The organism is Olsenella sp. CU969, from assembly GCF_905219715.1.
Taxonomy (GTDB): domain Bacteria; phylum Actinomycetota; class Coriobacteriia; order Coriobacteriales; family Atopobiaceae; genus Granulimonas; species Granulimonas faecalis.
Genome location: NZ_CAJMXC010000024.1, coordinates 1 through 23,473, shown reverse-complemented (window position 1 = coordinate 23,473; position 23,473 = coordinate 1). Strand labels below are relative to the sequence as shown.

Here is a 23,473-nt window from a genome sequence, read left to right as displayed (position 1 = left end):
AGCCCCCCGCGGGCGACGAGCCCAGCTGGGACGCGCCGGCGGCCTTCGACGACGAGGCCGTGCGGTTCGGCGACGCCTTCCACGAGCTCGCGCGCCTGGCCGCGGGCGACGGCCGGCTGCCCGACGCCGCGCGGGTGGCCGCCGTGGCCGACCGCCGCGGCCTGGACCGCGACGCCCGGGGGCGCCTCGCGCGCGCCCTCGACGCCTGGTGGGCCACACCCCTGCGGGAGCGGGCCCTCTCAGCCGCCACGGTGGTGCCGGAGCTGCCGTTCTTCTCGGCGGAGGACGGCGGCGCGTCGGGCTACGTCACCGGCTCCATCGACCTGTTCTCGTCGAACGGCGACGGCCGCGCCCTCGTGGTGGACTACAAGACCGGCGAGACCTACATGGACGCGGCGGCGGCCGCCGAGCACCACGCCATGCAGGCCCGCTACTACGCCCACGTGCTCATGGCCCAGGGGTACCGCGAGGTGGAGGCGGCCTTCGTGCTGGTGGAGAACGTCCGCGACGGCGAGCCGCTCACGGTGTCGTTCCATTTTGAGGGGGAGGTGCCGCCCCTCGGGGCCGACGTGGCGTGACGCCCGTCCCCCAGCAGCCGGCCTCTCCGCATCCTGCCTTCTCTCCGCACCTGAACGCGGTTGGGGGCGACCCTCTCGGCACCTGAACGCGGCTGGGGGCGGATTCCGGGCACCTGAACGCGGCTGGGGGCGGATTCCGGGCACCTGAACGCGGCTGGGGGCGGATTCCGGCACGTCCGCGCCTCCTGAGTCGCCCTCAACCGCTTTCAGGTGGCAGTCGTGGTCCGGGCGAGGAGCGGCCGGCGGCTGCCGGTCGCGTCCCGGCCGCATCCGGCACCTGTATGCGGATAACTCTGCCATTTATACACCGATTAGCGCATATTACCGGCATGTGTATCCATCTTGTGTCATGGGCACCCGTGGCGGGGAGACCCGGCGCGGGCGCGTCTAGCATGGCCCGAGCACCTTTAAGGGGCCGCGGGACGGCCCGAAGGCCACGATGGAGAGGACGGCCATGAATCCCCTTGCCTCACCCACCCCGCCCATGCCGGCGCTGCTCGCCCTCGCGGACGGCACCTGGCACCGCGGCCACTCCTGTGGCGCGCCCGGCACCGCCTTCGGCGAGATCGTCTTCAACACGTCCATGGCCGGCTACCAGGAGATCGCGACGGACCCCTCCTATGCCGGCCAGGTCGTCTGTCTCACCTATCCCCAGCAGGGCAACTACGGCATCTCCCCGGAGGCCTCCGAGGCCGCCCGCCCGGCGCTCTCGGCCCTCGTGGTGGCCGACGCCTGCCGCACCCCCAGCCACTGGCGGAGCCGCGAGACGCTGCCGTCCTACCTGGCGCGCCACGGCGTCGTGGCGGTGGAGGGGGTCGACACCCGCGCCGTGACCCTCGCGGTCCGCGGCGGGGGAGCCATGGCCGCGGGCGTCTCCACGGAGGTGCTCGACCCCGACGAGCTCGTGGCCCTCGTGCGCGCCCAGCCGCCCATCGCCGAGCGCGACCTCGTGGCGGCCGTCTCCTGCGACGCCCCGTGGACCGAGACCCCCGCCGCGGGCTGCGGCCGCTCTGTGGCGGCGGTGGACTGCGGCCAGAAGGCGGGCATCGTCGCCGGCCTCGCCGCCCGCGGGCTCACGGTGCACACGCTGCCGTGGGACGCCACGGCCGCCGACGTCCTGGCCCTCGGCGCCGACGGCGCCTTTCTATCCAACGGCCCGGGCGACCCCGCCTCCGTGCCCGGGGTGGTGGCCTGCGCCCGCGGGCTCCTCGGGCGCGTGCCCGCCTTCGGCATCTGCCTCGGCCACCAGGTCATGGCCCTCGCTGCGGGCGCGCGCACCGTCAAGCTAGCCTACGGCCACCACGGCGGCAACGAGCCGGTGATGAACCTCCTCACCCGCACCTGCGAGGTCACGGCCCAGAACCACAACTACGCCGTGGACTTCCCCTCGTTCGGCCCCCTCGTCCCGGGGGAGTCCGGCGGCCGCACCTCCCACGAGGCCGACCTCCGGTGCTGGGCCGAGCGGGGTGTGGCGCCGGTGGCCCTGTCGCCCGAGGTGGGGCGCGTGCGCCTCACCCACGTGAACCTCAACGACGGCACCTGCGAGGGCGTGGAGTACCTCGACCGCCGCGCCTTCTCGCTCCAGTACCACCCCGAGGGGCGCCCCGGCCCGCTCGACGGCGCCTACGGCTTCGACGCCTTCTGTGCCCTCATGGCCGGCGACCCCGACTACCTCGTCCACGCCGTCCAGGGGAGGTGCGCCTGATGCCCGCGCGCGCAGACATCCGCAAGGTCCTCGTCATCGGCTCCGGCCCCATCGTCATCGGCCAGGCCTGCGAGTNCGACTACTCCGGCGCCCAGGCGTGCCGCGCCCTCAAGGGGCTGGGCATCGAGGTGGTGCTCGTCAACTCCAACCCCGCCACCGTCATGACCGATCCGTCGACGGCGGACCGCACCTACGTGGAGCCCGTGACGCCCGCCTGCGTGGCCAAGGTCATCGAGCGGGAGCGGCCCGACGCCCTGCTCGCCAACATGGGCGGCCAGACGGCCCTCAACTGCGCCGTGGCCCTCGCCGAGGAGGGCGTGCTCGAGCGCTTCGGCGTGGAGGTGATCGGCTGCGACATCGAGTCGATCAAGGTGGGGGAGGACCGCGAGCTCTTCGCCGCCGCCATGGCCGACATCGGGCTCGAGTGCGCCCGCTCCGAGGTGGGCCGCACGGTGGGGGAGTGCCTGGCGGTGGCCGACGAGATCGGCTACCCCGTGGTGGTGCGCCCCGCCTTCACGCTGGGCGGCGCCGGCGGCGGCGTTGCCCGGGACGCGGGGGAGCTCGCCGCCGTCGCGGCCGAGGGCCTCTCGCTCTCACCCGTGTCCGAGGTGCTCGTGGAGCGGTCCGTGGAGGGCTGGAAGGAGATCGAGATGGAGGTGGTGCGCGNCGGCGCCCNCAACGGCGTGGTGGTNTGTTCCATCGAGAACCTCGACCCCATGGGCGTGCACACCGGCGACTCCATCACCGTGGCGCCATGCCAGACCCTCACCGACACCGAGCTCCAGCACCTGCGCGACTGCTCCCTCGCCGTCCNCGAGCGCGTGGGCGTGGCCTGCGGCGGCTCCAACGTGCAGTTCGCCGTGAACCCGGAGGACGGCCGCGTGCTCGTGGTGGAGATGAACCCGCGTGTGAGCCGCTCCTCGGCCCTGGCGTCCAAAGCCACNGGCTTCCCCANCGCCACGTGCGCCGCGCTCCTCGCCGTGGGCCTCACGCTCGACGAGGTGGTCAACCGCGTCACCGGCGCCACCCCGGCGTGCTTCGAGCCGGCACTGGACTACTGCGTGGTCAAGGTGCCGCGCTTCGCCTTCGAGAAGTTCGAGGGCGCGTCCTGCGAGCTCACCACCCGCATGAAGTCGGTGGGCGAGGCCATGGCGCTCGGCACCACCTTCGAGGAGGCGCTGCAGAAGGCCCTCCGGTCGCTCGAGCAGGGCCACACCGGCCTGGACCGCCCCGCCGGCGCCGACGCCGCCGGCGCCGACGAGCTGGCCGACCTCGTGGCCGAGCCCACTCCCGACCGTGTGTTCTGGCTCGNCGAGNCGCTGCGCCGCGGCTGGGACCCCGGCCGGGTGGCGGCCCTGTCGGGGGTGGACCCGTGGTTCGTCTGCCGCATCGCGGACATCGTGGCGGCCGAGGGGCGCATCGCCTCGCTCGGCCTCGCCGGGCTCGACGCGCCCCTCATGCTCGCGGCCAAGCAGCTGGGCTTCTCCGACGTGCAGATCGGCGCCCTCACCGGCCAGGCCGAGGACACCGTGCGCGCCCTCCGGCGGATCCTGGGCGTGGTGCCCTGCGTGAAGACCGTTGACACCTGCGCCGGCGAGTTCGCCGCGGCCACCGAGTACCACTACCTCACCTACCGTGCGGGCGGCGCCACCGAGCACCGCGAGGCCGCGCGCCCGCGGGTCATGGTCCTCTCGGCCGGCCCCAACCGCATCGGCCAGGGCATCGAGTTCGACTACTGCTGCGTCCACGCCGTGCAGGCCCTCTCGGCCATGGGCTACGAGACCGTCATGGTCAACTGCAACCCCGAGACCGTCTCCACGGACTTCGACACGAGCGACCGCCTCTACTTCGAGCCGCTCACCTTCGAGGACGTCATGAACGTGGTGGAGGTGGAGCGCCCCTGCGGCGTGGTGGTCACGCTGGGCGGGCAGACGCCGGTGAACCTCGCCGGGCGCCTCAAGCGCGCGGGCGTGCCCATCCTCGGCACCCAGCCCGAGGCCATCGACCTCGCCGAGGACCGTGACCGCTTCGCCGCGCTCCTCGACCGCCTGGGCGTGGAGTGCCCGCCCTCGGCCGTGGCCTCCACCCTCGCGGAGGCGGCCGAGGTCGCGGCGCGCATCGGCTACCCCCTCATCGTGCGTCCGAGCTACGTGCTGGGCGGCCGCGGCATGGCCATCGTCTACTCAGCCGACGAGCTGGGGACCTACGTGTCCCAGGCCGCATCGGTGAGCCCCGACCGGCCGCTCTACCTGGACGCCTTCCTCGAGGACGCCGTGGAGCTGGATGTGGACGCCCTCTGCGACGGCACCGACGTCTACGTGGGGTCGGTCCTGGAGCACATCGAGGAGTGCGGCATCCACTCAGGCGACTCCGCCTGCTGCTGGCCGCCCTTCTNGCTCTCCGACGCCGTCGTGGGGCGGGTGCGCGACATCACGCGGCGCCTGGCCCTCGCCTGCGGCGTGGTGGGCCCGCTCAACGTGCAGTACGCCGTCAAGGACGACCGCGTGNTCGTCATCGAGCTCAACCCGCGCGCCAGCCGCACGGTGCCCTTCTCGTCCAAGGCCACCGGCGTGCCCCTGGCTGCGCTGGCGGCCCGGGTCATGGCGGGCGAGCCCCTGGCGGCCATGGGGCTTCCCGACGAGGAGCGCGAGCCGGGCTACTTCGCCGTCAAGGAGTCGGTCATGCCGTGGAGCCGCTTCCCCGGCAGCCCCGTCACCCTGGGCCCCGAGATGCGCTCCANCGGCGANGTCATNGGGGTCGCGCCCACGTTCCCCGAGGCCTACGCCAAGNCCCGCGAGGCCATCGACTANCGGCTGCCCGAGGGCGGCACGGTCATGGTGAGCGTGTGCGACCGCGACAAGCGTTCCGTGNCCCCCGTGGCCCTCGCCCTGACGGGCCTCGGCTACAACCTCGTGGCCACCCGCGGCACGGCCAAGACGCTGCATGCGGNAGGCATTCCCTGCGAGGAGGTCAAGCGCGTGGCCGAGGGGCACCCCAACATCCTTGACCGCATCCGCGGCGGGGAGGTGGCCTTCCTCATCAACACGCCCCACGGCGAGAGCAGCCGCGGCGACGGCGTGCTGCTGCGCGGCGAGGCGGTCGCACGCGGCATCGACCTCGTGAGCACCATGAGCGGCGCCGTGGCCCTGGTGCAGGCGGTGTCGGCGGCCCGCAGGGGAGGGGCCGGCCCCGTGGCCCTGCAGGACCTGGCCTGACGCCGGACGCCTGACAGAGGTGCCTGGCCCATCTGCGCGTGACAGAGGTGCCTGGCCCATCTGTCNTTTATCCTNTTGGATAAGTGATGAATCCTGCCGGCGCCGGCACGCCACGGTGACGCGACGAGCGCGTGCGACGCCCAAAGCGCCCGACCAACGTGACGAATGTCCGGTNGCAGAAGCGATGTGGGACAAAAGTGCCCGACCATTGGGACAAAAGTGTCCGGGTGGTGGGACAGGGTGGTGGGACGGGGGCCTGTGCCTTTCAAAAACGTAAGCGTGGGGTCATCAAGTTCCATGGAACCTGAGGGGCTCCTTTGCCATCCTGTTCTCCACGAACCGTTCCCGAGAGGAGAGGACCCGATGCTCCGCGCCTTTTCCGGCCCGTTCAAACTGGCGATCGCCCTGTGGCCCCTGGCCTCGCTGGTGCTCACGCTGCCTGTGCTCGCCCTGGNCTACCATCGCCGCGGCCGTGTCACGCTCGCGTCGCTCGCCTGGTCCTACCTCGCGGTGCTCTACGCCCTCGGCGTCGCCTGCTTCACCCTCTACCCCATGCCCGAGGGCACGAGCGGTCCCGGCATCACCTACGGCGTGGCGCCCCAGCTCCACCTGTTCGCATTCGTCGGCGACATCCGTAACGACGGCCTCGGGGCGGTCTTCCAGGTGGTGGCCAACGTGGCGTTGTTCATGCCCTTCGGCTATATGCTCGCCTACGGGTTGCGCTGGCGGGTGCCCGCCGTGGCCGCGTCGGNCTTCGCCGTGTCCCTCCTGGTGGAGTGCGCCCAGCTCACCGGCTTCTTCGGCCTCTACCCCTACGCCTACCGCACCTTCGACGTCGACGACCTCATGGCCAACACCGCGGGTGCCCTGGTGGGCCTCGCCTGTGCCAAGGTCGTCGGCCNGGTGGTGGGCCGCGGCGACTACNTNGCGNCGCCNGTCACCCACAGCCCCGGTTTCGTGCGCCGTTGCGTGGCCGCCGTCATCGACCTGGGGCTCTGCTNCGTGGGGGCGGCCCTGGCTGCCGCCGTCGCGGCCTTCGCCATGTGGAACCTCCTTCCCGGTTCCGCCCCGGGCTCCCTGGAGCCCCGCCTCGCCCTGGCCGGCGTCTCGGTGACGGCGTCCAACGTGGCCTCGGTGGCGGTGGGGTGGGTCTTCGTGGGCTCCCTCACGGCCCTGCTCTTGGTGGTGGAGCTCCTCGTCCCCGTGGGCCGCCACGGTTCCACCCCCGGCGGTGCCTTCGTGCGCATGAGCTGCGAGACGAGGGCTCGCACGGGATGGCGTCGGGCGCTGTTCTACTCCGTGCGCCTCTTCGTCTTCCTCTGCCTGTTCACCCTGCCGTGCCTGGCACCGGGGAACTGGCTGCTCGTGCCTCTTGTCTGCGTGGCCCTCTACCCGTTCCTGCGCTCCATGCCCTACGACCTGCTCCCCGGCGCCGAGCCTGTCGACACCGCCCTCTCCTAGGGTTCCCGCCCCGGTCTGTAATCCCAGTGAAAAGGTGGGACTTTTGGACATATGGGGGCGGGGGTTTCCGGGCACCCCATATGATGGGGCCGCCGGTGGCCTCGGGTCACCGGTCCTCCACGGACATCCGACGACACCTGCCGCCGCCTTCGCCCGCGCGGGGGTTCATGTCGTNTCGCCGGCCCATGCCNGCCTGTCTGTCAAGGAGTGCCAATGTTCAAGGAGGCCATCGAGCGCGTGCCGTTCCCTGTGTGCGGCGTCGCCCTCGGCACCGTCGCCCTCGGGAACCTGCTCGACAACTTCGTCCCGGGCATCCGCTACGTCCTGGCCGCTCTCTCGGCCCTCATGCTCTGCGCCCTCGTGGCCAAGTGCATCCTCGTGCCCGGGTTCTTCCGTGAGAACATGGAGAACCCCATNTCCGCCTCGGTGTCGGGCACCTTCCCCATGACCGTCATGCAGCTCTCGGCCCTCATGGCGCCGTTCTGGGGGCCGGTGGCCTTCGTCCTCTGGGGTGCCGCCGTGGCCCTCCACATGGCGCTCATCGTCTTCTTCACCGTGCACTACGTGTTCCATCTGAGGATCGAGCAGGTCTTCGCCAGCTGGTTCATCGCCTACGTGGGCCTCGTGGTGGCCTCGGTGACGGCGCCCGCCTTCGGCCTGGAGGCCTTCGGCGCCGGCGTCTTCTGGTTCGGCTTCGTCGCCCTCGTGGCGCTGTTCGTGCTGGTCTCCGTGCGCTACCTCGCCCACCGCGAGATGGCCGAGGCCACCCTGCCGCTCATCTGCATCTATGCGGCTCCGTTCAACCTGTGCGTCGTGGGGTGCCTCAACTCCGTCGAGCCCGCCCCCCTCGCCTTCGTGGCCGTGCTCTGGTCCATCGGCGCCGTCCTCTACGTGGTGTCTGCCGTCAACTGCGTGCTGTGCCTGCGCCGTGACTTCTATCCCAGCTACGCCGCCTTCACCTTCCCCTTTGTCATCTCGGCCATGGCGAGCCTCATGCTGTCCCGCGCCGCGGCCGCCCAGGGGGCGCCCCTTGCCGTCGTGGAGCTGGCGGTGCCGGTGCAGGTGGTGGTCGCCGCCGTGCTCGTGACCTTCGTGGTCGTGCGCTACGTCGTCTTCGTGGCTGAGCCCACCGTGGTACACGCCGAGGAGGAGGAGGCCTGGGACGAGGTCTCGCNCACCGACGTGCCCGAGGGCGAGGACCTCGTGGGCTATCCCCGCGAGGTGGCCGCCGAGGCCGAGCGCCTGCTGGCCGAGAAGGAGGCCGCCAGGGCCTGACACCCTGTCCCACCACCCGGACACTTTTGTCCCAATGGTCGTGCACTTCTGTTCCTGCCACGCCGCTCAGCCCCTGCCCTCCCCACGCGGCCGCTGCGGCCCCGCCGGTCCGGTGACCGGTTGGCATACCCATCCCCGCTGGCCGCCCGGGCCCGCCCCGTCGCCGCGGGTGCGGCCCGGGCGGCCGTGCGCGCCCATACCCTGTACGCATGGTGGCGGGGGACGCCCCTCCATCGGTGACCGCGCGCACGGCCACGGCCACCGGTGACGGATCCCCCAGCTCCCGGCGCCGGTGCGCAACTGCTGTGCAGATTTATTTCAGGGGACACGGCCCGGTTTGTNCTCCACGGGGTCGCNATATATACTCGTCCGGGTGCAAGCTCGGACCAGAGAAAGACCAGAACNCAGGGCGCATACGGCGCCTTCCACCCATTGGAGGTCTCCATGCTCGGTGGACTCGGCATTCCCGAACTCCTCATCATCCTCGTCGTCGTGCTCGTGATCTTCGGGCCCAAGAACCTCCCCAAGCTCGGTGCCTCCCTCGGCAAGACCGTCAAGAACATCCGCGAGGGCATGGAGAGCACCGACGACCCCAAGGGCCAGAAGAAGATCGAGGCCGAGGACGTCGNGGTCGTCGANAACGGCGACNCCGACAAGGACGCCCAGTAAACGGGTATCATTGCCTGTCGCATCTGTTTTTCGTTCTTGAGAAAGGCGTCGACCCGTGCAGAGCACCCAGATTCAGCTGACCCCCGACGGCCGCCAGAAACTCGCCGACGAGCTTGCCTGGCGCGAGGGGGAGCACGCAAAGGAGATCACCGAGTCCATCAAGACGGCCAAGGACTTCGGTGACCTCTCCGAGAACGCGGAGTACGACGCCGCCAAGGAGGAGCAGGCCCGCAACGAGGCACGCTGCAACGAGATTCGCCAGATCCTCGCCAACGCGGTCATCGTCGACAAGGCCGGGGTGGCCGACGCCGTCTCCATCGGCTCCACCGTCGTCCTCCAAGACGGTGACACCGGCAAGGAGATGACCTTCTCCATCGTGGGCACCACAGAGACCAACTCCCTGGAGCACAAGATCTCGACCGAGTCCCCCGTGGGGGCGGCGCTCCTGGGCCACAGGAAGGGCGACGAGNTCACCGTGACCTCGCCGAACGGCTCGACCAGGACCTACACCGTCCTCTCCATCGAGCGTTCGTAAAGCCCACCGGGGAAGCGAGACTTCTCAGACCCTGCCTGTGGTTTCCCGCAGGCAGGGTTTTGCGTTATACNTGGACCGGGGCNGGCCGNCGCCGGCCCGANGCCAGGACCTAAGAAGGAGAGACGGCATGTCCCAGCACGACGACCAGACCACCCCGGAGACCACCGACGAGCGCACGCTGCGCCGCGCCAAGCGCCNGGCCATGATCGACGCCGGCGGCAACCCCTACCCGTCCTCCTTCGAGCCCGACGCCCACGCCGCCCGGATCGAGGAGGACTACGCCTCCCTCGAGCCCGGCCAGGACACCGAGGACGTCGTCTGCGTGGCGGGCCGCGTGCGCGCCATCCGCAACCAGGGCAAGGTCTGCTTCGTGATGCTCCAGGACCACACGGGCCAGATCCAGCTCTTCTTCCGCGTGAACAACCTCGAGCCCGCGGCCTGGGNCCTCCTGGGCACGGTGGACCTCGGCGACATCGTGGGCGTCANCGGCACGGTGCTNCGCACCCGCCGCGGCCAGATCTCGGTCGCNCCCACGTCGCTCACCATGCTCGCCAAGGCCCTGCGCCCGCTGCCCGAGAAGTTCCACGGCCTCTCCGACAAGGAGACCCGCTACCGCCAGCGCTACGCCGACATGATCGTGAACCCCGAGGTGCTCGAGNCCTTCAAGAAGCGCTCCCGCATGATCGCCGCCATCAGACGCTACATGGACGGCCAGGGCTACTTCGAGGTCGAGACGCCCATCCTCCAGTACACCCTCGGCGGCGCCAACGCCCGCCCGTTCGTCACGCACCACAACGCCCTCGACATGGACTTCTACCTGCGTATCGCCACCGAGCTGCACCTGAAGCGCCTCATCGTGGGCNGCATGGAGCGCGTNTACGANATCGGCCGCNAGNTCCGCAACGAGGGNNTGGACCAGACCCACAACCCCGAGTTCACCACCATGGAGGCCTACCGCGCCTACACCGACATCGAGGGCATGAAGGAGCTCGCCGAGGGCGCCTTCAAGGCCGCGGCCGACGAGGTCTGCGGCACCCACAGCATCGTCTACCAGGGCACGCCTGTGGAGCTCGGCGGAACCTGGCGGAGCGCCACCATGGCCGAGCTCGTGAGCGAGGCCGTGGGCGAGGAGCTCTCCATCGACACCCCGCTGGAGCGCCTCCGCGAGGTCAATGCCGAGCGGGGCCTCGAGTGGGAGGAGTCCTGGGGGGCCGGCAAGCTCCTGTTCAACCTCTACGACGAGCTGGTGGAGTCCACCATCGTCGACCCCACCTTCGTCTGCGACTACCCCGTCGAGGTGTCGCCGCTCGCCAAGCGCAAGCCCNCCGACGAGCGCCTGACCGACCNCTTCGAGCTCGTGATCTGCGGCCATGAGTACGCCAACGCGTTCACCGAGCTCAACGACCCGGTCGACCAGGAGGGCCGCTTCGCCGACCAGGTGGCCGCCAAGGCCGCCGGCGACGAGGAGGCCATGGAGTACGACCACGACTACGTCCGTGCCCTCGAGTACGGCATGCCGCCCACCGGCGGCATCGGCATCGGCATCGACCGCATGGCGATGCTCCTCACCGACCAACCCTCCATCCGCGACGTGCTGCCCTTCCCGCACATGCGCCCGGAGGTCACTGCATAGGGGGTGCAAACCACCATGTTCGACAAGTTCACCGAGAAGGCCCGCAAGGTCATGAGCCTCGCCCAGGACGAGGCCCGCGAGCTCGGGCAGATGTACGTGGGCACCGAGCACCTGCTGCTCGGACTCATCAAGCAGAGCGACGGCATCGCCGCACAGGCCATGGCCGAGCTCGACGTCACCTACGAGGAGGCCCTGGCCATCGTCCGCGAGATCACGCGCCGCGAGGCCGAGCCCGTCCCCGGCGGCCACATCCCCTTCACGCCCCGCGCCAAGCGGGTGCTGGAGGGGGCCTACCGCGAGACCATCACCCGCGGCCAGTCCTACATCTCCACCGAGCACCTGCTGCTCGGCATCGTCCGCGAGGGCAANGGCGTGGCCATGGAGGCGCTCACCCGCATGGGCATCTCCGGCGACGCCNTGCGNAACGCNGTNGACCGGCTGACCGCCGGCTCGTCCGAGAGTCGCATGCGCCCGGCCATGGCCGACGTCCGCTCCGGCGCCGACGTGGCCGGCGGCCAGGGCCCCGGCGAGGGCTCCATGCTCGAGGAGTACGGCCGCAACCTCACCANGCTGGCCGCCGACGGCCGGCTCGACCCGGTCATCGGCCGCGACTCCGAGGTGGAGCGCGTCATGCAGGTGCTGGCACGCCGCCAGAAGAACAACCCGCTGATCCTCGGCGACCCCGGTGTGGGCAAGACCGCCATCGCCGANGNNCTCGCCCAGCTCGTGGCCGACGGCAACGTGCCCGAGGTCCTGCGCGGCAAGCAGATCTGGACGCTCGACGTGGCNGCCCTCGTCGCCGGCTCCAAGTACCGCGGCGAGTTCGAGGAGCGCCTCAAGCGGGTGGTCAACGAGGTCATGGAGTCCGAGAGCGACATCCTGTTCATCGACGAGATCCACACCCTCATCGGCGCCGGCTCCGCCGAGGGCTCCATCGACGCCGCCTCGATCCTCAAGCCGCCGCTGTCCCGCGGCGAGATCCAGGTCATCGGCGCCACCACCGCCGAGGAGTACCGCAAGCACATCGAGAAGGACTCCGCCTTCGAGCGCCGCTTCCAGCCCGTCTACATCAACGAGCCCTCCGTGGCCGACACCGTGACCATCCTCAAGGGCCTCAAGGACCGCTACGAGGAGCATCACCACGTCCGCTACACCGATGAGGCGCTCGTGGACGCCGTCGTGCTGTCCAACCGCTACATCCAGGACCGCTTCCTGCCCGACAAGGCCATCGACGTCATCGACGAGGCCGGCGCCCGCACCCGCGTGCACAAGATCGTGGTGCCCGACGCCATCGTCGAGTGCGACGCGGAGCTCGCCTCCGTGGCCGAGGAGAAGTCCCGCGCCGCCAAGGCCCAGGAGTTCGAGGAGGCCGCCCGTCTGCGCGACCGCGAGAAGGAGCTCACCGGCCGCCGCGAGGAGCTCGAGGCCCAGTGGCACGCCGAGCTCGACGCCGTCACGGTGGAGGTCTCCTCGGNCGACATCGCCGACGTCGTGAGCTTNATCACCGGCGTCCCGGTGTCCAACCTCACCGAGGCCGAGGCCTCCAAGCTCCTGCGCGCCGAGTCCGTGCTCCATGAGCGCGTCATCGGCCAGGACGAGGCCGTGAGCTCGGTGTCCCGCGCCATCCGCCGCAGCCGCTCGCCGCTCAAGGACCCGCGCCGCCCCGGCGGCTCCTTCATCTTCCTGGGCCCCTCGGGCGTGGGCAAGACGGAGCTGGCCAAGTCGCTCGCCGAGTTCCTCTTCGGCAGCGAGGACGCCCTCATCACGTACGACATGAGCGAGTTCATGGANAAGTTCGCCGTCTCCAAGCTCGTGGGCGCCCCTCCGGGATACGTGGGCTACGACGAGGGCGGCGAGCTCACCAAGGCCGTCCGGCGCCGCCCGTACTCGGTGGTGCTGTTCGACGAGATCGAGAAGGCGCACCCTGACGTCTTCAACATCCTCCTCCAGATCCTGGACGAGGGCCGGCTCACCGACGGCCAGGGCCGCAAGGTGGACTTCTCCAACACCGTCATCATCATGACGAGCAACATCGGCGCCCGCGAGATCGCCACCACCACGCCCATGGGCTTCGGCGCCTCGGGCAAGGGCCTCTCGGACCGCGAGATCAAACAGCGCGTCACCGGCGAGCTCAAGCGGCAGTTCCGCCCCGAGTTCCTCAACCGCGTGGACGAGGTCGTGGTCTTCAAGTCGCTCGAGAAGGACCAGCTCCGCTCCATCGTCGACCTCATGGTGCGGGAGCTCCGCGACCGCCTCGTGGACNAGGGCATGTCCATCGAGCTCACAGACGCCGCCCGCGACCTCGTGGCCANNGAGGNCACCGACCAGGTCTACGGCGCCCGCCCGCTTCGCCGCGCCATCCAGACCCTCATCGAGGACCCGCTCGCCGAGGAGCTCCTCGAGGGNAGGTGGGANNGGGGCGAGGTCGTCTCCGTGGACGTCCGCGACGGCGCCCTCGTCTTCGACCACGTGGCCGGCGAGATCCCTGAGAAGACCGTCCGCGAGACCATGTCGCGCCTGCCGGCCCCCGGCGGCGCACCCGGCCGGAGCGCCCTCGCCAAGGGCTCCGGGGCCGGCTCCCAGGAGGCCTCGGCCTGACGGGCCTTCCAGGCGAACCCGACCGTGCGCCCGGTCCCGCACCCCGCGGGGCCGGGCGCCGCTCTGTGGGACCTCTCCCTCTGTGGGACCTCTGTCGCAGCCCCGCCGCGCCCCCACGGCGCCCGCCCGCTTTGTTAGGGTTAAGGGGCGTGCCGCGCGTCGCGGGGCGCTTCGGACAGAAGGGTCTTCATGGGGGATTTCTGCGACCGGTCGCTGTCCCTGGACGAGCGCATGGAGTGCGCCATGCGCCAGACAGCGCCGGGCACGGCCTTGCGCCGCGCCCTTGACATGATCATCGCCGGCCGGCTCGGCGCCCTCATCTGCGTGGGCGACGTCGACGCCGTCCTGGCCGCCGGCGACGACGGCTTCCCGCTCAACATCTCGTTCACGGCCAACCGCCTGTTCGAGCTCTCCAAGATGGACGGGGCCATCGTCATCGACAAGGACCTCACCCAGATCAAGCGGGCGAACTTCCACCTCAACCCCGACCCGTCGCTCCCCACCTCCGAGACCGGCATGCGCCACCGCACGGCCGCGCGCATGAGCATCCTCACCAACGCCATGGTCATCTCGGTCTCCGAGCGCCGCCAGGTGGTCAACGTCTACCTCGACGGCCGCTCCTTCCAGATCAAGACCGTCCAGGAGATCATGGACATGGTCAACCAGCTGCTGGTGACCCTCCAGTCCACGCGCCAGGCGCTGGACCGCAACCTGCTGCGCCTCACCACGCTCGAGCTCGACAACTACGTCACCCTGGCCGACATCTCCAAGATCTTCTCGTACTTCGAGNTGCTCATGACGGCCGCCGACGAGCTCGACGACCTCATCGACCAGCTCGGCAGCGAGGGCCGCACCATCGCCATGCAGCGCGAGCAGCTCGTGGGCGACATGGACGACGAGTACACCCNCATGATCCGCGACTACGCCCGCGACTCCTCCGAGGAGACCGCCCGGGAGGTGCGCCGCCANTTCCACGAGCTCGACGCCGCGCAGCTCCACTCGTTCAAGCGCGTTGGCGCCATGCTCGGCTACGAGGGCCTCGGCGAGGACTCCATCATGGCGCCCCTGGGCCTGCGCACCCTGTCGCGCATCTCCGTGGTGCGCGAGGGCATGGCCGACAAGATCGTGGACGAGTACGGCAGCCTCCAGGAGCTCATGGACGACATCGAGGACAACCCGAGCCGCCTCGACGACATCGGCGTCNAGAACCCCGGCATCCTGGCCGACAGCCTCTACCGCATGTGGGGCAGGAAGGAATGAGCCGCTGCCGTTGCCAGGCCGAGGCGCGGCCCGCCGCCGTCGCCGCGCCCGACCCGGGCGCGGACCTCACCGTGGTGGTGGTCGCCGCCGGCTCCGGGGAGCGGTTCGGCCACCCGGGCGGCAAGGCCCTCGTCGAGGTCGCCNGCCGCCCGCTCATCGCGTGGTCGCTCCTCGCCGCCGACGCCGCCCCCTCCGTGGCCGCGCTCGTGCTCGTCTGCCGCCCCGCCGACCTCGCCGCTATGGAGGCCCTCGTGGCCGGCCTGCCCCTGGCGCTCCCCGTCGCGGTGGTCCCCGGCGGCGACGACCGCCAGGCGAGCTGCGCCGCGGGTCTCGACGTCGTCTCGTCCGAGGTCCCCCTCGTGGCCTTCCACGACGGCGCCCGGCCCCTCGTGCGCCCCCATACCTTCGAGGCCGTGGCCGCCCGCCTGCGGGCCGACGCCTCGCTGGGCGGCGCCGTGGCCGGCTGCCCCTGCACCGACACCGTCAAGGTGGTCCGGGACGGCACCGTGCCCGCCACGNCCGACCGCNGCAACCTCTGGGTCGTGCAGACGCCCCAGGCGTTCCCCATCGAGGTCATCCGCGCCGCCCACCGGCGCGCCCGCTCCGTGGGCACCGACGACGCCTCCCTCGTGGAGGCCATGGGACTCCCCGTGGCCGTGGTGGACGCCCAGCGCAACAACCTCANGCTCACCTACCCGGAGGACCTGGTCGTCGTCGAGGCCGCCCTCCTGGCCGCCGAGCGGAAAGGGGAGTGACATGGCCCTCTCCATCGGCCACGGCTACGACGTGCACGCCTTCTGCGAGGGGCGCCCCCTCGTGCTGGGCGGCGTCGTCGTGCCCTGCGACCGAGGCCTCGCGGGCCACTCGGACGCCGACGTCGTGACCCACGCCCTCATGGACGCCGTCTGCGGCGCCTGCCGCCTGGGCGACATCGGCCGCCTCTTCCCCGACGACGACCCCGCCTACGCCGGCGCGGACTCCCTCGTCCTGCTGTCCCGCGTCATGGGGTTCGCGCGGGAGGCTGGGTACGAACTCCTCGACTGCGACTGTACCGTCGCCGCCCAGGCCCCCCGCCTCGCCCCGCACCGCGACGCCATGCGCTCCGCCATGGCCCGCGCCATGGGATGCGACGTCTCCCACGTGGGACTCAAGGCCACCACGACCGAGCGCCTCGGCTTCGTGGGCCGCGAGGAGGGCATCGAGGCCTGGGCGGTCTGCCTCATGGAGCGCCCCTAGGCGCCCCACCGACCTCCCGAACCGCCCCGTCGATGGGACACCCATGTTCGATTCCATACGCGAGGACGTCCGCGCCTTCCGGGAGCACGNCCCGGCGGCCACGTCCACCATCTCCATCCTCGTCAACTCGCCCGGCATGCGCGCCGTGTGGGCCTACCGGCGTCAGCACTGGCTCTGGACCCACGGCCACCGCTTCCTGGCCCGCACCCTCTCCACGTGGAGCCGCCACCGGTTCGGGGTCGAGATACACCCCGGCGCCACCATCGGCCGCCGCTTCCTCATCGACCACGGCAGCGGCATCGTGGTNGGGGAGACCACGATCATCGGCGACGACTGCATGATCTACCAGGGCGTCACCCTGGGGGGCACCGGCAAGCAGACCGGCAAGCGCCACCCCACCTTGGGCGACAACGTCACCGTGGGCGTGGGGGCCGCCGTGCTCGGCGACATCACCCTGGGCGACGGCTCCAAGGTGGGCGGCGGCGCCGTGGTGGTGAAGGACGTCCCGGCCGGCTGCACCGTGGTGGGCGTCCNCGGGCACGTGACCACGCGCTGCGGCGTGCGGGTGCGCACGCAGCCGGCCCACACGGACCGCCGGCGCCAGTACCTGCCCGACCCCATGGAGCAGACCGTCGAGATCCTGACGGCGCGCATCTCCCAGCTCGAGGAGCAGGTGGCCGCCCTCACCGCCCAGGCGGCCCCCTCCCAAGATGTACGATTCCAACCTGACGGCGGCNAAGCCNCCCAGGCACCNAGCGGCACTGAGGAGTGACCATGCTCGTCTACAACACCCAGACCCACCGCAAGGAGGAGCTCGTCCCCGTGGAGCCCGGGCACATCTCCATGTACGTGTGCGGCCCCACGGTCTACGACCAGATCCACATCGGCAACGGCAGGACGTTCCTCGCGTTCGACGTCATCCGCCGCTACCTCGTCTACAAGGGCTACCAGGTGCGCTTCGCGCAGAACCTGACCGACGTCGACGACAAGATCATCCAGCGCGCGAACGAGGAGGGCGTCACCGCCGCCGAGCTCGCCCGCACCTACTCCGACGCCTTCATCGAGCAGATGGGGCGCCTCAACGTGCTGGCCCCCGACATCCGGCCCCGCGCCACCCAGGAGATCGACGCCATGGTCTCCATGATCTCGGGCCTCATCGACCAGGGCAACGCCTACGCCGTGCCCTCGGGCGACGTGTACTTCTCCGTGCGCAGCTGCGAGACCTACGGCCGCGTCTCGGGCCGCAACGTCGACGAGCTGCTCGTGGGCGCCCGCATCGAGGAGAACTCCGACAAGCGCGACCCCCTCGACTTCGCCCTCTGGAAGGCGGCCAAACCCGGCGAGCCCAGCTGGGAGTCGCCGTGGGGCGAGGGGCGCCCCGGCTGGCACACCGAGTGCGCCGCCATGGTCCACCGCTACCTCGGCACACCCATCGACATCCACGGCGGCGGCTCCGACCTCGTGTTCCCGCACCACGAGAACGAGAGCGCCCAGGCCTGCTGCCGCTGGCACGAGCCGCTGGCCAACCTGTGGATGCACACGGGCATGCTCCGCGTCGACGGCGAGAAGATGAGCAAGTCGCTCGGCAACTTCCACACGCTCAAGGAGGTCCTCGACCGCTACCCGGCCGACGCCGTGCGCCTCCTCATGCTCCAGACCCACTACCGCTCGTCGCTCGACTTCTCGTTCGAGCGCCTCGACGGCTGCGTGGGCGCGCTGGAGCGCCTGCGCACCACGGCGAGGAACCTGCGCTGGGCGGCCGAGAACTCCGACGGCTCCAGCTGCGGCGGCGACGCCGCCCAGGCCCTGTCCGACGCCATCGACGCCGCCCGCGACGGCTTCACCTCGGCCATGGACGACGACTTCAACACGTCCTCGGCCCTCGCCGCCGTCTTCTCCCTCGCCAACCAGGCCAACGCCTACCTCGACGCCGCCGGGGCGGGGGCGTGCACCTCCACGCTGCTGCGCGCCTCCGACACCCTCGTGGAGCTCCTCGAGGTGCTCGGCCTGGAGAGCGTCCGGCCTCAGGCCGACCCGCTGCCCGCCGGGCTCGTGGACGTGGCCCGCGACCTCGTGGGCTTCGACGGCGACGACGTCGACGGCGCCGTGGCGGCCCTCGTGGACGCCCGCGCCGCGGCCCGCGCCGCGAAGGACTGGGCGCGCGCCGACGCCATCCGCGATGCCGTTTCGGACCTCGGCCTCGTGGTGGNGGACACCCAGGCCGGCACCCGCATCACCCGTCAGGAAGGGGGGCGCTGACCATGGCGTCCAAGAACCAGGGCCCCAGGGGCCAGCAGGGCAACGGGCAGCAGGGGAGGCGCGGCCGGGGCCGTGGCCAGGCCCCCCGCGCCTGGAGCAGCGAGGACGGCCGCCAGTGGAGGGGCCGCGACGGCCGCAAGGCGGGCCTCGCCGGCAAGGCGGGCCCTCAGGCGCCCAAGGCCCCCAAGGGGGACCGCCGCAGGGGTGCCCAGGGCAAGGGGAGCCCGCAGGCCGCCCGCCGGCAGCCGNGTNCCGAGGAGCGCGTGCTCGTGGAGGGCCGCCGCGCCGTCGACGAGGCCCTTGCCGCCGGCGTGCCCGTGAGGCGCGCCCACATCGCCCTCAACAAGGGCAGCCAGGACCCCAAGCTCGCCCGGCTCGCCGCCACCTTCGAGGCCGACGGCGTGGAGGTGGACATCTGCTCCAAGGCCCGCCTCGACGCCATGTCGAGTCANGGCGCCCATCAGNGCGTGGTCGTGGAGCTCGATGACTTCCCCTACGCCGACCTCGAGGACGTCGTGGCGGCCGCCGGCGACGGCGACGCGCTCGTGCTCGTGCTCGACCATGTGACCGACGAGGGCAACTTCGGCGCCATCGTGCGCTCCGCCGAGGTCGCGGGCGCCGCCGGCGTCGTGATCCCCAAGGCCCGCGCCGCCTCCGTGGGCGTGGGGGCCTACAAGACGTCGGCCGGGGCCGTGCTCCACGTGCCGATCGCGCGCGTCTCCAACCTCGCCACGGCGGTGGACCGCCTCAAGGAGGCCGGGTTCTGGGCCGGCGCGGCCACCGAGCACGCCGAGCAGGACGTCTGGGACGCGCCGCTCGGCGGTCGCTTCTGCCTGGTCATGGGCAACGAGCAGACCGGCGTGAGCCGCCTGCTCCTCGACCGCTGCGACTTCTCGTGCCGCCTGCCCCAGCGCGGCCGCGTGGAGTCGCTCAACGTGGCCCAGGCCGCCACGGTCATGGCCTACGAGTGGATGCGGCGCCTCCGGGAGGCCGGCCGCGAGGGGGGCGTCGACCGTGGTTAAGGGGGCCCCTCGGGCCCTCCTCGTGGTGGACGGCTACAACGTGCTCTTCGCCGACCCCCGCTACCAGGACCTCTTCGACGAGCCCGACGGCCCCGTGCCCGAGCGCCTCGGCACCGACCCGTTCGGCCGCGCCCGCGAGGCGCTCCTGGCCGACGTCGCCGCCTACGCCCAGCACGAGTACGAGGCCGTCATCGTCTACGACGGCGCCAACAATCGCGGGGAGCACCGCCCCGAGACGAGGCGCGGCGGCGTGCGGGAGGTCTTCTCCCGCAGGGGCGTCTCGGCGGACACCGTCATCGAGGGGCTTGTGACCGAGGCGCGCGACTCCGGCCGCCGGGTCACGGTGGTCACCTCCGACGGCACGATCCAGGCCACGGTGGAGGGGCCGGGCGTCACCCGCGTGTCGAGCCGTATGCTCGTGCACGAGGTGGCGGCCATGAACCGGTCCATCGAGCGGGAGCGCGAGGAGCGCACGTGGTCCCGCATGAGCCTGGAGGACCGCCTGGACCCCGAGACGGCGGCCAAGCTCAACGCACTGCTCGGGCGCCGGGTCTAAGCGCTATCATCGTCCCTGCGCTGATGTAGCTCCAACGGCAGAGCACCCGACTTGTAATCGGACGGTTGTCGGTTCGAATCCGACCATCAGCTCCACCCACCGACGAAGGCGGCCCGCGGGCCGCCTTTTTTCTCGGTACGATTTGGGTGCGTGGGTGGCGCCTCCAATCGGAAACCCCCGTAATGGCGGTCGTATAGGGTTATCTAGCTGGGGTTGTGCAGAAACGATGGTATGGATACACCCGGGTCCGGGGTATACGTTGACACGGATTTGCCCCGGGCGTAGTATCACTAGCGCGTTGTGGGTCCAGCACCCAACAGCGCGGCTTGAAAACGGATGGGGATGTGGCACAGCGGCAACTGCGGCGGACTGTAAATCCGCTCCCTATGGGTTCCTTGGTTCGAGTCCAAGCATCCCCACCATGCCCGTGTAGCTCAGTCGGTAGAGCACTTCGTTGGTAACGAAGAGGTCACCGGTTCAAATCCGGTCGCGGGCTCCATTTCAAGCATGGCGGTGTAGCTCAGTTGGTCAGAGCACGCGGTTCATACCCGCGGCGTCACTGGTTCGAATCCAGTCACCGCTACCAGGTTATCTTGCGGTCCCTCCGGGGGCCGCTAGACATATTTAGCACGTAGGCATCAATGGCTGCGAAGCGGGAAGTCCTGTTTCCAGAAGGAGGATGGCACATGGCCAAGGAGAAGTTCGAGCGTACTAAGCCGCATGTCAATATCGGCACCATCGGCCACGTCGACCACGGCAAGACCACGCTGACCGCCGCGATCACCAAGGTTCTCTCCGAGACCCCTGGCTGCCGCGCCAACTTCACCGCGTTCGAGGACATCGACAAGGCTCCCGAGGAGCGCGAGCGTGGCATCACCATCTCCGTCGCCCACGTGGAGTACGAGACCGAGAACCGTCACTACGCCCACGTCGACTGCCCCGGCCACGCCGACTACATCAAGAACATGATCTCGGGTGCCGCCCAGATGGATGGCGCCATCCTGGTCATCGCCGCCACCGACGGCCCCATNGCCCAGACCCGCGAGCACATCCTGCTTGCCCGTCAGGTCGGCGTGCCCTACATCGTCGTGTTCCTGAACAAGTGCGACATGGTGGACGATGAGGAGCTCATCGACCTCGTCGAGATGGAGACCCGCGACCTCCTGTCCGAGTACGACTTCCCGGGCGACGACCTCCCCATCATCCGCGGCTCCGCCCTCGGCGCCCTCGAGGGCGACGAGAAGTGGGTCGAGCAGATTCGCGCCCTCATGACCGAGGTGGACAACTACATCCCCACCCCCGCCCGTGACAACGAGAAGCCGTTCCTGATGGCCGTNGANGACGTCATGACCATCTCCGGCCGCGGCACCGTCGCCACCGGCCGTGNCNAGNGCGGCCAGCTCCGCCTCAACGACCCGGTCGAGATCGTGGGCATCAAGCCCACCTCCAACTCCGTGGCCACCGGCATCGAGATGTTCCGCAAGTCCATGGACTTCTGCGAGGCCGGCGACAACGTGGGCATCCTGCTCCGCGGCGTCAAGCGCGAGGAGATCGAGCGCGGCCAGGTCCTCTGCAAGCCCGGCTCGGTGACCCCGCACAAGAAGTTCACCGCCGAGGTCTACGTCCTGACCAAGGAGGAGGGCGGCCGTCACACCCCGTTCTTCAACGGCTACCGTCCGCAGTTCTACTTCCGCACCACCGACGTCACCGGTAACATCTCCCTCCCCGAGGGTGTCGAGATGGCCATGCCTGGNGACNACGTCACCATCACCGGTGAGCNCATCTACCCGATCGCCATGGAGGAGGGCCTCCGCTTCGCCATCCGCGAGGGTGGCCACACCGTGGGCGACGGCCGTGTTGCCACCATCATCGAGTAACTCGCTTCCTCGATCGTGAAAGCCCGGCACCTCGAGTGCCGGGCTTTTTTGTTGCCGACCGTTCCCACCTCTGCCGTGCCCATCCCGTGAACGTAGGATTTGGTGGGCCATCTCTGTTGACGGCTTACCGGCGGGGTGGTAGCGTAATCACTCGCGCATGGCTGTGACGTAAGAGCGGCCATGTCCGGTACTTGGGAAGGAATCCATTCATGCGTACTCTCGTCACCCTTGCGTGCACCGATTGCAAGCGTCGCAATTANACNANCTACAAGAACAAGAGCACCCATCCTGAGCGCATNGAGCTCAAAAAGTACTGCCGGTGGTGCCGTCACCACACGCTGCACAAAGAGACGCGCTNGAATAGAGTCTCACACAGCCCAGTAGCTCCAATGGTAGAGCGGCGGTCTCCAAAACCGTTTGTTGTGGGTTCGAGTCCTACCTGGGCTGCCAGCCAATTCACCGGCCCTCCCTATAGGGACGNGCCGGTTTTTAATGTCTAGTCGAGAAGTCCGAGCTTTGTGGAGGACATGAGCCCCATGGCCAAGAAGGACCGCAACAAACGAGCCGCCCGCAAGGCACGTCAGGCCGAGCGTCAGCGCAACGAGGCCCAGGCCCAGATCATGGCCGAGAAGGCCCCCGAGAAGGCCCCGGCCAAGTCCGAGGGCTCCAAGGCCCCCGCCAAGGCCGCCAAGTCCGGCAAGCCCGGTCTCATCAAGCGTGCCACCTCCTACTTCGGAGAGGTCCGCTCCGAGATGCGGCGCGTCGTCTGGCCCTCCCGCGAGGACCTCAAGAACTACACCGTCGCCGTCGTCGCCATCCTCGTTGTCTTCGGTGTGGCCATCTGGCTCATCGACTCCGGTGTCGTGGCCGCGCTCATCGGTTACTCCGGACTGAGGGGATAGGCCATGGCCAAGCGTTGGTATGTGATCCACACCTACTCGGGCTACGAGACCAAGGTCAAGACCGACCTCGAGCNCCGCATCGAGTCCTACGGGCTCCAGCGCCAGGTCGTCGACATCCAGATCCCCACCGAGGAGGTCACGGAGCTCAAGGAGGACGGCAAGCGCCAGACCAAGGANNACAAGGTCTTCCCGGGCTACGTCCTCGTGCGCATGGAGGTGGACGACAACACGTGGTCCGTCGTCCGCAACACCCCCGGCGTCACNGGCTTCGTGGGCATCGACGGCAAGCCGNGCCCGCTCTCCCGTGACGAGTTCAAGAAGATGATGGGCAACGCCACCCCCAAGGGCGACACCGCCCCGCGCCGCACCGTCACCGACTTCGAGCCCGGTCAGGCCATCCGTGTCACCTCCGGCCCCCTCGAGGACTTCGACGGGACCATCTCCGAGGTCAACCCCGAGTCCGGCAAGATCAAGGTCACGCTNCTCATCTTCGGCCGCGAGACCCCCGTCGAGCTCTCCGTGGACCAGGTGGTCCTCATCCACTAACCGGCTACACGGCACCGCCCTCGTTTTGGTGAGAAACGCTTCTGTGGGCGGCGCGTGTCATAGCGATCGTCACAGCGCAAAGAAAGGCTTATCACCATGGCCCCCAAGAAGAAGGTCGTCAACTTCATCAAGCTGCAGATCCCTGC

General features: G+C 70.1%; 19 protein-coding genes, 5 tRNA genes and 1 pseudogene. All 25 read left to right on the top strand.

Annotated features, from left to right (window positions below):
• The coding region (locus JX283_RS04195; RefSeq protein WP_204829478.1) for a PD-(D/E)XK nuclease family protein at positions 1-578 on the top strand (578 nt) is incomplete at its 5' end.
• Between the two features lie 454 nt (positions 579-1,032).
• Positions 1,033-2,283 (top strand): glutamine-hydrolyzing carbamoyl-phosphate synthase small subunit, encoded by a 1,251-nt coding sequence (gene carA, locus JX283_RS04190; protein ID WP_135978880.1) that lies wholly within the window; start codon positions 1,033-1,035, stop codon positions 2,281-2,283.
• Positions 2,283-5,498 (top strand): carbamoyl-phosphate synthase large subunit, encoded by a 3,216-nt coding sequence (gene carB, locus JX283_RS04185; protein ID WP_204829477.1) that lies wholly within the window; start codon positions 2,283-2,285, stop codon positions 5,496-5,498. The genes carA and carB overlap by 1 nt, the downstream gene beginning before the upstream one ends.
• Positions 5,499-5,861: 363 nt before the next feature.
• Complete coding sequence (locus JX283_RS04180) at positions 5,862-6,959, top strand: VanZ family protein (protein ID WP_204829476.1); 1,098 nt, start codon at positions 5,862-5,864, stop codon at positions 6,957-6,959.
• Between the two features lie 213 nt (positions 6,960-7,172).
• The gene (locus tag JX283_RS04175) at positions 7,173-8,234 is read left to right on the top strand and encodes a TDT family transporter (RefSeq protein WP_204829475.1); all 1,062 of its coding nucleotides are present in this window, start codon (positions 7,173-7,175) and stop codon (positions 8,232-8,234) included.
• A 444-nt stretch (positions 8,235-8,678) separates the two neighbouring features.
• Positions 8,679-8,903: a twin-arginine translocase TatA/TatE family subunit gene (tatA, locus tag JX283_RS04170; protein WP_204829474.1), complete on the top strand. Its 225-nt coding sequence runs from the start codon at positions 8,679-8,681 to the stop codon at positions 8,901-8,903.
• A gap of 55 nt (positions 8,904-8,958) precedes the next feature.
• Entirely contained in the window at positions 8,959-9,438 is a 480-nt protein-coding gene (gene greA / locus JX283_RS04165) for a transcription elongation factor GreA (RefSeq protein ID WP_204829473.1), read from the top strand.
• 127 nt (positions 9,439-9,565) lie between these two features.
• On the top strand, positions 9,566-11,071 hold the full coding sequence (lysS, locus tag JX283_RS04160) for a lysine--tRNA ligase (protein WP_204829472.1): 1,506 nt from the start codon (positions 9,566-9,568) through the stop codon (positions 11,069-11,071).
• Between the two features lie 15 nt (positions 11,072-11,086).
• Positions 11,087-13,669, top strand: coding sequence for an ATP-dependent Clp protease ATP-binding subunit (locus JX283_RS04155; protein ID WP_204829471.1), 2,583 nt, complete (start codon positions 11,087-11,089; stop codon positions 13,667-13,669).
• A 189-nt stretch (positions 13,670-13,858) separates the two neighbouring features.
• Positions 13,859-14,929, top strand: a complete 1,071-nt coding sequence (disA, locus tag JX283_RS04150) for a DNA integrity scanning diadenylate cyclase DisA (RefSeq protein ID WP_239652461.1) — start codon at positions 13,859-13,861, stop codon at positions 14,927-14,929.
• Positions 14,926-15,684 carry a 2-C-methyl-D-erythritol 4-phosphate cytidylyltransferase gene (ispD, locus tag JX283_RS04145; RefSeq protein ID WP_204829470.1) on the top strand — a complete coding sequence of 253 codons (759 nt, stop codon included), beginning with the start codon at positions 14,926-14,928 and terminating at the stop codon, positions 15,682-15,684. Before disA ends, ispD begins: the two co-directional genes overlap by 4 nt.
• 1 nt (position 15,685) lies before the next feature.
• The gene (gene ispF / locus JX283_RS04140) at positions 15,686-16,165 is read left to right on the top strand and encodes a 2-C-methyl-D-erythritol 2,4-cyclodiphosphate synthase (protein WP_135978871.1); all 480 of its coding nucleotides are present in this window, start codon (positions 15,686-15,688) and stop codon (positions 16,163-16,165) included.
• A 43-nt stretch (positions 16,166-16,208) separates the two neighbouring features.
• Positions 16,209-16,937 (top strand): serine O-acetyltransferase, encoded by a 729-nt coding sequence (gene cysE, locus JX283_RS04135; protein ID WP_204829469.1) that lies wholly within the window; start codon positions 16,209-16,211, stop codon positions 16,935-16,937.
• A gap of 2 nt (positions 16,938-16,939) precedes the next feature.
• The gene (cysS, locus tag JX283_RS04130) at positions 16,940-18,424 is read left to right on the top strand and encodes a cysteine--tRNA ligase (protein WP_204829468.1); all 1,485 of its coding nucleotides are present in this window, start codon (positions 16,940-16,942) and stop codon (positions 18,422-18,424) included.
• Positions 18,425-18,426: 2 nt separating this feature from the next.
• Complete coding sequence (gene rlmB / locus JX283_RS04125; RefSeq protein WP_204829467.1) at positions 18,427-19,446, top strand: 23S rRNA (guanosine(2251)-2'-O)-methyltransferase RlmB; 1,020 nt, start codon at positions 18,427-18,429, stop codon at positions 19,444-19,446.
• The gene (locus JX283_RS04120) at positions 19,439-20,002 is read left to right on the top strand and encodes an NYN domain-containing protein (RefSeq protein ID WP_204829466.1); all 564 of its coding nucleotides are present in this window, start codon (positions 19,439-19,441) and stop codon (positions 20,000-20,002) included. The genes rlmB and JX283_RS04120 overlap by 8 nt, the downstream gene beginning before the upstream one ends.
• Positions 20,003-20,021: 19 nt before the next feature.
• A tRNA-Thr gene (locus tag JX283_RS04115) sits at positions 20,022-20,097 on the top strand.
• Positions 20,098-20,340: 243 nt separating this feature from the next.
• Positions 20,341-20,424: transfer RNA gene (locus tag JX283_RS04110), tRNA-Tyr, on the top strand.
• A gap of 1 nt (position 20,425) precedes the next feature.
• A tRNA-Thr gene (locus JX283_RS04105) sits at positions 20,426-20,501 on the top strand.
• Positions 20,502-20,511: 10 nt separating this feature from the next.
• Positions 20,512-20,588, top strand: a tRNA-Met gene (locus JX283_RS04100).
• Positions 20,589-20,688: 100 nt separating this feature from the next.
• Positions 20,689-21,879 (top strand): elongation factor Tu, encoded by a 1,191-nt coding sequence (gene tuf / locus JX283_RS04095; RefSeq protein ID WP_204829465.1) that lies wholly within the window; start codon positions 20,689-20,691, stop codon positions 21,877-21,879.
• Between the two features lie 209 nt (positions 21,880-22,088).
• Positions 22,089-22,223, top strand: a pseudogene (gene rpmG, locus JX283_RS04090) (50S ribosomal protein L33); the annotation flags it as partial.
• 30 nt (positions 22,224-22,253) lie between these two features.
• A tRNA-Trp gene (locus tag JX283_RS04085) sits at positions 22,254-22,329 on the top strand.
• Between the two features lie 86 nt (positions 22,330-22,415).
• A complete protein-coding gene (gene secE / locus JX283_RS04080) occupies positions 22,416-22,781 on the top strand; it encodes a preprotein translocase subunit SecE (protein WP_135978864.1) in 366 nt (121 codons plus the stop codon).
• A gap of 3 nt (positions 22,782-22,784) precedes the next feature.
• Positions 22,785-23,327 carry a transcription termination/antitermination protein NusG gene (gene nusG / locus JX283_RS04075; protein WP_204829464.1) on the top strand — a complete coding sequence of 181 codons (543 nt, stop codon included), beginning with the start codon at positions 22,785-22,787 and terminating at the stop codon, positions 23,325-23,327.
• Positions 23,328-23,473 lie beyond the last annotated feature (146 nt).

Coding starts and splice junctions, on each gene's coding strand:
- secE (WP_135978864.1), top strand. CDS start 22,416: ATGGCCAAGAAGGACCGCAACAAACGAGCCGCCCGCAAGGCACGTCAG.
- ispF (WP_135978871.1), top strand. CDS start 15,686: ATGGCCCTCTCCATCGGCCACGGCTACGACGTGCACGCCTTCTGCGAG.
- carA (WP_135978880.1), top strand. CDS start 1,033: ATGAATCCCCTTGCCTCACCCACCCCGCCCATGCCGGCGCTGCTCGCC.